At 47.8% G+C, this 8610-nt stretch carries 7 protein-coding genes; 4 read left to right on the top strand and 3 right to left on the bottom strand.

Annotated elements, in window-relative coordinates:
• Together TW77_RS25460 and TW77_RS22850 are read left to right on the top strand one after the other, a co-directional pair.
• A partial coding sequence (locus TW77_RS25460; protein ID WP_162197986.1) for a hypothetical protein occupies positions 1 to 1384 on the top strand: 1384 nt, incomplete at its 5' end.
• 122 nt (positions 1385 to 1506) lie between these two features.
• The gene (locus tag TW77_RS22850; RefSeq protein ID WP_046007278.1) at positions 1507 to 2445 is read left to right on the top strand and encodes a class I SAM-dependent methyltransferase; all 939 of its coding nucleotides are present in this window, start codon (positions 1507 to 1509) and stop codon (positions 2443 to 2445) included.
• Here the strand turns inward: TW77_RS22850 and TW77_RS22845 are convergent.
• Both TW77_RS22845 and TW77_RS22840 read right to left on the bottom strand, forming a co-directional pair.
• Complete coding sequence (locus tag TW77_RS22845) at positions 2438 to 3181, bottom strand: substrate-binding periplasmic protein (RefSeq protein WP_046007277.1); 744 nt, start codon at positions 3179 to 3181, stop codon at positions 2438 to 2440. The genes TW77_RS22850 and TW77_RS22845 overlap by 8 nt on opposite strands.
• 151 nt (positions 3182 to 3332) lie before the next feature.
• Positions 3333 to 4094, bottom strand: coding sequence for a hypothetical protein (locus TW77_RS22840; RefSeq protein ID WP_156158746.1), 762 nt, complete (start codon positions 4092 to 4094; stop codon positions 3333 to 3335).
• Positions 4095 to 4636: 542 nt separating this feature from the next.
• On the opposite strand from TW77_RS22840, the gene TW77_RS24520 reads away from it, so the two are divergent.
• Positions 4637 to 6877 carry a M14 family zinc carboxypeptidase gene (locus TW77_RS24520; protein ID WP_052713325.1) on the top strand — a complete coding sequence of 747 codons (2241 nt, stop codon included), beginning with the start codon at positions 4637 to 4639 and terminating at the stop codon, positions 6875 to 6877.
• A 139-nt stretch (positions 6878 to 7016) separates the two neighbouring features.
• Positions 7017 to 8075, top strand: a complete 1059-nt coding sequence (locus tag TW77_RS22830) for a hypothetical protein (protein ID WP_046007275.1) — start codon at positions 7017 to 7019, stop codon at positions 8073 to 8075.
• A gap of 38 nt (positions 8076 to 8113) precedes the next feature.
• Here the strand turns inward: TW77_RS22830 and TW77_RS22825 are convergent, their stop codons facing one another.
• Positions 8114 to 8467 carry a gamma-glutamylcyclotransferase family protein gene (locus TW77_RS22825; protein WP_046007274.1) on the bottom strand — a complete coding sequence of 118 codons (354 nt, stop codon included), beginning with the start codon at positions 8465 to 8467 and terminating at the stop codon, positions 8114 to 8116.
• Positions 8468 to 8610: the final 143 nt, after the last annotated feature.

The following is an 8610-nucleotide window of genomic DNA, read 5'->3' as shown; positions in this document are numbered from 1 at the left end:
AAACCAAAGCGATGTTGATACTGCATTGGCAAGCAAAGCAAACCAAAGCGATGTAACAACGGCATTGGCCACGAAGGCAAACCAGAGTGATGTTGATACCGCACTGGCAAGCAAAGCAAACCAAAGTGATGTAACAACGGCATTGGCAGCGAAGGCAAACCAGAGTGATGTTGATACTGCACTGGCAAGCAAAGCAAACCAAAGCGATGTAACAGCGGCATTGGCCACGAAGGCAAACCAGAGTGATGTTGATACTGCACTGGCAAGCAAAGCAAACCAAAGCGATGTAACAACGGCATTGGCAGCGAAGGCAAACCAGAGTGATGTTGATACAGCATTGGCAAGCAAAGCAAACCAAAGCAATGTTGATATAGCACTGGCAAGCAAAGCAAACCAAAGCGATGTTGATACAGCACTGGCAGCCAAGGCAAACCAAAGCGATGTTGATACAGCACTGGCAGCCAAGGCAAACCAAAGCGATGTTGATATAGCATTGGCAAGCAAAGCAAACCAAAGCGATGTTACGACGGCATTGGCTGCAAAGGCGAACCAGAGCGATGTTGATACTGCGCTGGCGAGCAAAGCAAACCAAAGTGAAGTAAATACTGCGCTAGCAGACAAGGCGAACAAGAGCGACGTTAATACTGCTTTGGCAAGCAAAGCGGATCAGGTTGATATGCTAACTGCCCTGGCTTCTACCCTTAAATTTACGCCAGCTAAGCTTGCCTGGTCTTCAGAACATGCTTATCAGACCGGAGAGGTAGCACGTGTAGCGTTTAGCAATAGCCTGTATATCGCAACTCAGGATATAGCCGCCACGAGTTCAGAAAAATCACCGATTTTGGATGTTGAGCGTTGGTCATTATTGCTCAAAGGGGCTTCATCAGTGGTGAAAAACGTCATGTTTGTTACAAGTACTGAACACACTGGTAATCTGGGAGGCGCTAACGGTGCAGACAATATCTGTAATTCTTTGGCCAATAGCGCCGGTTCCAAAGTGCCATCAGGTACATATAAAGCCCTGCTGGACACTTCGTCCTACAAAGTGGATAGTTCAGAAACTGCGTACAACATTAACGGAGATGTTGTTGCCAATACAGGTTCGGATTTATGGCGTACGAATACGACACCATTACAAGTTGGAATTGTATATGATGAGAAGGGCAATGATGTAACAGGAGCCCGCGTATGGACAAATATGAATTATCGGGGAAGTTCTGTAAATTGGAATACATGTAGTAACTGGACTAGTAGCTCTGCTAACGACCCATATTCGTTTGGTGGCGCTATGACGGGTATTGCTGGAGAAACATCGACTGAGTGGGTGCAAAGTAGTACGCTCAGTTGTGGTTCAAAAGCGCGCCTTTACTGTGTAAAACAGTAATGTGTGAACAAGCGCAATAACACGCAAGCCCGGCTAATTTAGTCGGGCTTTTTTATGTTATTTGCATCAAACCAGCAAACCCAAGTAAAATAAGGGCCAATATTGAAAAATACTTAAATTAAATGACCGACGCGCCACTTTCCATCCTATTACAACACCTATCGAAACAGACTCTCACGAATGAAATTTACCGCCTCTTTCACGGTCGGGGCCGCAGTTTCCCCGGGCTTGAGCACGTTACGGTCGACTGGTTACAGGGGCAGCTGCTTGTTTCCCTATTCAAAGAACATGAACCGCAGTGGGCTGAATCGCTCAAATCTGAGTTACTGTTACTCATTGAATCTCAAGGGTGGACTGAACAAGTATCCTCGGTCTTGCTGCAACACAGGTATGCCAATGGCTCCCCCATAGATGTTGTGTATGGTACTTTGTCAGCCATGCCCGTCGTTAGCGAACAAGGCTTGAAGTTTGGCTTGTCTTTGGGCGCCAAACAAAATATGGGGCTGTTTTTGGATATGCGCCTGGGTCGACAATGGGTGAAAAGCCAGGCAAAAGGCAAACGTATCCTCAATTTGTTTTCTTATACCTGTGGTTTCTCAGTTGCGGCTTTGGCAGGGGGCGCGGATCATGTCGTCAATCTCGATATGTCTAAGGCGGCTTTAAAACAGGGGAAAGTCAATCACCAACTGAATGGGCACGATTTAAGCCAAGTCTCCTTTCTGGGGCATGAGTTATTTAAATCCTGGGGGAAAGTGAAAAAACTTGGGCCGTATGATTTGATCATTATTGATCCGCCCAGTTTTCAGAAGGGGAGCTTTGCCCTGACCAAAGATTATCAGCGGATCTTAAGACGTCTGGAGGATTTGTTAACCGCGCAGGGCGTTGTGCTGGCATGCGTTAACTCACCGCAAGTGAGTGCGCAATTTTTAATTGATGAAATGGCCAGAGAAGCGCCACAAATGCAATTCGATACCCGGTTACCAAACCCGCCAGAATTCCCCGACATTGACGAAGACAGCAACTTGAAGTGCCTGGTGTTTAGCACGAATACAACTAATTAAGTTGCCACTTTGCGAGGATCTGTTGATATTTTCCGGTTGCTTTGAGCTGAGCCAGGGCATGCTTCAACAGATCTGCCCGTTGTGGATCGAAACTTAAGCTGGCCGCCAGATGCAGCTCTGAGGGAAAATTGGGCACCACCATCTTACGCTCAACCTGCTCTGCAGGTAGTCCCAGCGCATTGAGTTCTTTGTTTATTGTCTGGGCATTGGTCAACACCAGATCAGTGCGGCCCTTAAACAGCATGTGCCATAACGTTTGGTAATGTGACACCAGCACCAGCTCATGCTCTTCAGAGAACCCCGCTGCGCGTAAAAATCGTTCACTGTAATAGCCGCGAATCGTGCTAACACGATGTGCTCTGGCGCTATTTAAATCTTTTAGTGAAAAGTCGCGTTCTTTGAGGCCAATTAAGTAGGCCTGAACATGACACATTACGCCCAGAAAGCGATAATTTTGTGCGCGCTCAGGTGTTTTTAGCCATGACAGCAATAGAGTGTTGTCTCTTTCTCGCATTTCGTGCAGTGCACGTGCCATTGGCATGATCTCGATATGGCCCTGTAACCCGGTCTCGGTGAGTAAGTGCTCTGCAATTTCAACCAATGCTCCGGTGGGTTTGCCTTGTTTGTCCAGGTAATGATAAGGAGGCAAGTCTTCCGCAACGAAGCGTATCGCAGTGGTATGGCCAACAAAGGGTATCAAAGCAACAAAAAGGGTGAACAACAACGCAAAACGCATAGATACTCTGTTAACAGCCTAAAACCCGCAGTTTGCCGTGTTTGCAGACAAAAATCCAGCTCATCACCTCAGACCACCTGATAAGGGAACGCAGGGCTCATAGTGGGAATAGCGTGCAGCCTGAGCGAACCACACGCCATCTGGACGGACGTTAGTTTCTCAGGCGAATTTCAAACTTATCTGAGTAACGCTCCTGAACCGCTTTTGCCGAGCTGCCGTTTGCATAGCCCGGATCTACGCTGCCCTGGCGGGTGCGGGCAAGATAGAATTCTGCACTACATTCCTGACGGGTATTGATAGCGGTATTTTTCAGCTCTGCAATGGTGCTCAAGTCGAAAATCTGCGTTCCATCATCAGTCAGCTGCTCGTTGTTCACATTGACGAAAATGCTGTCACCGTCGTTTTTCTTACATTCAATTGTCAGTTTACTCTCAAAGCGAGTGTCACCTTCCGTACCTGGGGTCCAGGCAAGGATTAGCTCGTCATTGACTGAATAGGACTGGTTTTTTTGTGGTGTGATAATCTCGAACGGTCGAGGCAAGGTCATGGTTGTGGTCAGCGTTTTGTTTTCAGACGCTCTGGTGAAATCAACTGTAAACTGAGTGCCACCTGAGGTTGTATCAAAAATAGCGCGGTAATCCACGTCGAATAGCGCTTCATCTTCACTCATCACCTGGCTGACATTGCCCGCCTTTGCGACGAGCTTATCATTGGCAGTCAGCCTGATATTGTTACCCGTCGGCCCATCAATGTTAAGCTCGGCAATCACTCGCGACGTTTCGCCAGTGGTGGTCACGTAAATTTTAGACCAGATGGCCTCTGTTTTTACATTCTCGGAGTCAGTGGTTTCATTTGAGCATGCCAGCAGTGTGGTGCATGCCAGCGCAAGCATAGAAAATCGTACAGTATTCATTGTCTTCCCTTACAGGTTGGGATCATAACTGGCCCCATTCTAATCACGAACTGCAAAATAAAAAATGATGTTTTACATTTTTAAACAAACAAACTGGTTTTTAAAACAAACGTTCTGATGTTTTGTTGGGGTATTGCAACCTTGCGTAGCCAGATTAAAAGGCCGAAGATATTTTTACAATAAAGGTCTTTTCTGAGCTTTCCGAGTGGTTTTATACACATCTATAGTTACAGCCTAAGCAACATGAGCAGGGGCAAGTTTGAGGCTTGCCCGCCATCTCACCTCCTTCTTCTTTGTCTCACTCTTTATTCTGATAAAGCTCCGCAAATCCAACAAAATGACGCGCTCTACTCGCATTATCATTCAATGCCAATTTGAGGCCTAAGCTAGAGTTACCAGATTAGGCCACTGTGGTTAAGCGTATAATAAATGAGCATTTTTATATTTCAGTATGTTTACACTTGAGGGTGCCTTCACTTTTTATACGGAGTTGAGGCCTGAGGACAGTGGGATACACTCATCAACAAGAAGAAGGAAACACTATGAAAAAAAATGTAATGGGACTTGCCCTGTTTGGCGCGATTAGCTTGTCGGCCAACGCACATAGCGGCCATAAAGAGACAAGTACACCCTCTTTGGCTATGACAGAACACACTTTATCTACTTACCAGCTGGCATTCTCAAGTGACGCGCAAAAAGTACAATACCTGACTCGCTATCACGATGCGGTGCTGGACGTAAAAGACAACTATCTGGTGCTAACGCTGAATCAAGCTCAATTTGTCGAACTACAAGGCAATGGCGCGCTGATTTTTTCAAGAGCCGACACCACTGGTCGTGCAGACGGCGCACCAATAACAAACTCACCCATGACGGCACGAAGCCAAAGTGCAGGTCAGACATCAGGTATACCAAGCTTTCCGTGCTACCCAACTCTGGCAGAAACACAGCAGATGGCCGAAACGCTGGCGCAAACCTATCCGGATTTCGTAGAGCTTAAGCACATAGGGCCATCATGGGAAAAAAGTCAGGGGCTGGGGGGGCACGACCTAAACGTTTTGGTTCTGAAAAACAAAAAGAAAAACAAATGGCGCAAGCGTCCGGCACTTTATATGCAAGGAGCGTTGCATGCCCGTGAGTATACGCCGGGCGCGACCACCTTGAAGTTTGCTCAGTATTTGCTTGAGAACCGCGAGACCAATGCAGATATCAACTGGATCATGGACCAGCGAGAGATCCATATCTTGCTGATTGCCAACCCGGATGGACGTGTACTGGCGGAGCAAGGGCTATCGTGGCGTAAAAACACCAACACGGCCTATTGTGCACTTGATGACACCTTACGAGGTGTTGACCTTAACCGCAATTTCGACTTTGCCTGGGCCTCTCCCATTGGGGGGTCGACAGACGAGCAATGTGCACTGAGGTATCACGGACCCAGCGCTGCATCGGAGCCGGAAACACAAGCGATCCAGGCTTATCTTAAAGGCCTGTTTAAAGACCGGCGCGGTGATTTGTTGAGCGACCCTGCACCTCTTAATACGCAAGGCGTTTTCTTAGACCTGCACAGCTTTAGCCGTTTTGTAATGTGGCCCTGGTCGAGTGAGCTGACTCCCAGCCCGAATGGCGAACAGTTATCTATGATGGGCCATAGAATGGCGGCTTACAATGACTATCTGGCGTTTCAGACCCAAGAGATATTCAAAGTGGGTGGATCTGCGGATGGGTATGCTTATGGTCAGCTGGGTGTCGCATCATTTACCTTTGAGCTGGGTAACGCCTTCTTCGAAAGTTGTGCCAACTTTGAGGGGGAGATATTTCCCAACAACCTGAATGCTCTGATCTATGCCGCCAAGGTTGCAAAGCGGCCGTATAAGATGCCAGCCGGACCACAAATTGATGACTTGAGATTGCAAGGAGCTGGCAATGAAGCGATACCAGCCGGTACGCCGGTACAGATAATCGCCACTGTTGCGGATGATATCTTTGGCCGCTCTTTGACCGGGCAGCTGCCACCCAGCGAGGCCATTCGAAAAGTCGAGTTAACCATTAAGAGAAAGGGTAAGCGGGGAAAACGGCGTATTTTACTGCCCGCTGCGGATGGCGTGTTTGACACTGCAAGAGAATCAATTAACTACACATTAGACACACACCGCTGGCGTCAGGGCCGTTATACGCTGACGTTTCGTGCGCAAGATGCAAGCGGGCAGTGGGGGCCTAAACACGCTAAATTCCTGACAATCGACAATGGCGCGATGCCTGGTACTGTTGCCCCTGTGGCGGACTTTGTAGCGGATTGTCGTAAAGGTATTTGTGGTTTTAATGGCTCTGTTACCCAGGATGACCGAGATGCTTTGGCATACAGGTGGGTGTTAGCAAACGACGATTTCTACGCTGTGTTTCATGGCGAACAGGTCGAGATTGATTATTACTATGCGGGTAACTATCAGCTTACTTTACAGGTTGATGACAGCCACGGTTACCGTGATACCAAAACAGTCCAGCTGGCATTGGATGGTATACGCCCTCCCGTTGCGCAATTTGACTACCAGTGCAACGGTTTGACCTGTGAGTTTGATTCCTCAGCATCCACTGATCCGGATGGAGAAATTGTTCAGCGCCTTTGGCGCATGGGAGCGCAATCGACATATTTACCTGGTGCAGAGAAAGCGGTGCACACCTTTAGCGCGCCCGGTGAATATGGCGTTGCGCTTGTTGTGATAGACAATGACAACGAGTTTAATGAGGTATGGCAGACTATTACGGTCACGGAGAATAAGTAACTCACATTTTGAATAAGCGCGCTCCTGCGCGCTTTTATCCTAATGAATAGAAACAAATAATTAACTTTCTTGTCGTGTTGCTGTTCTTTTTATCATCTACTTTGGCGTCTGCTAATAACTAAAAACAAGGAAAAAGTAGATGAAACATCCTTATCAAATCGCGTTTTGTGTCATTGCAGGTATGGCTTTGCAATCGGCCAATGCGGGCGAAACCACGCTAAAACTGAGTAAGCCAACAGGTAACCCCAATGCGAGCCAAAAGGTGCGTACTGTGAGCCTGGGCTCACTGGCAGACAGTTTGTTTTCAGACATGAGGCAGTTTGAGTTAGAAACAGAGTCGGATATTCGCCGTGATCTGAGCAATATGAGTGCCGTTAAATACATCTATGCAGTTGATGTTGACGCCCGTAATATATCCGCCACTTTTACCGGTACAGATAATTATAAAATCCGCTTAACCGTGGGGAGCCTGGACCTTTACACCAAAGTGAAGTTTGACGGCGTTGATGTGCTGTGCCCCAGTGTTAAAGTATCTGTTCGCCTTGAAAATCTGACTCCGACCGTTACTTACAATTACTACACGGGCGCTTTGGAAAAGATTGACATTAATTATGGTCGTGATGTCGATGTGAGTTGCTCGGGAGGCATATTGTCATTGCCCGGGATCAGCCTGTTTGTTGACTACTTCGCATCTGATGCGGCAACCGGCGCGGTAGATGATCTGATTAAGGCAAACCTGCAACAGTTTGCTGCGCTGCAACAGCCCGGAGCGCTGTTTGGTATGCAAGAGATACTTGCTGACAGCCGTGTTCGGGGCAATGTGGATGCTGCAGAGCGTTATCTGGATATTGATATCGACAATATCATCGGCAATCTGGCAACCGGTATGAACTTAAATGTCAGTCTTAACCGGGATGCTTACGGCTATGGCAAACACCTTGCACACATTGGGGTTTACCAGAGCGCACCTACTATCACTGCCGGCTGGGGAGGCCAGTTCAACGCCAGTGCACCTGGCGCTAATCGGATCAGTAAATATGCGCTTAGCGGCACATGGCGTAGCAGCAGTTGGACGCCTGGCTTGTTGTATAACAACCAATTTATCGGCGCTATTGCCTATAATCGCGTATACGGGATCCCAAGCTACCTTGGTCAGAAACAAGTGACCATTGGCAACTGTGGTAAGGCATGCGAGTAAATTTATTTGGGGTTAGCAGGCGTGTGGCCTGCTAACCCTCAATCTACCAGGATGGCGCTGTTGCTGGCGGCATAGATCCAGCAGGTTTTTCCGGATCTCAGTGTTGCCTCCTGCCTGGCGTAATCGTCAACCTCATAGCTGTCGGCGCGCATTAGCTCCTGCTGAGTGATTAAAAATACCGTGCCTGTTACCTCATCGTCCGGGTTCGCAGTATGGATCAGGATAGGGTGGTATTCTTTATTGCTGCTTTTCAAGACCGCGGGATCGCTAATTCTGACCTGGCCCAGCCGATAGCCAATCAGGCTGTCAGCCTCACCATCGAGTAAGCGGCCAAAGGTATCGAGCTGCACCTGCGACTGTTGCAGAGTGCCATAGGAAAAAAGTGCTTCCATTGGGTTTCCTTGCGTTTTTGTTTGCACATTATACCAATTTCACTTAATACCTGTTCAATTTGACGGAGCAAATATGACGCTAACGGCGTTAAAAATTTCTCATTTAGAACAACTAAATAGCAAAATTTTTGCCTTGTTATCGA

The organism is Pseudoalteromonas rubra (assembly GCF_000967655.1).
In the GTDB taxonomy this organism is placed as follows: domain Bacteria; phylum Pseudomonadota; class Gammaproteobacteria; order Enterobacterales; family Alteromonadaceae; genus Pseudoalteromonas; species Pseudoalteromonas rubra_A.
This window is presented reverse-complemented; position numbering and strand designations above follow the sequence as displayed.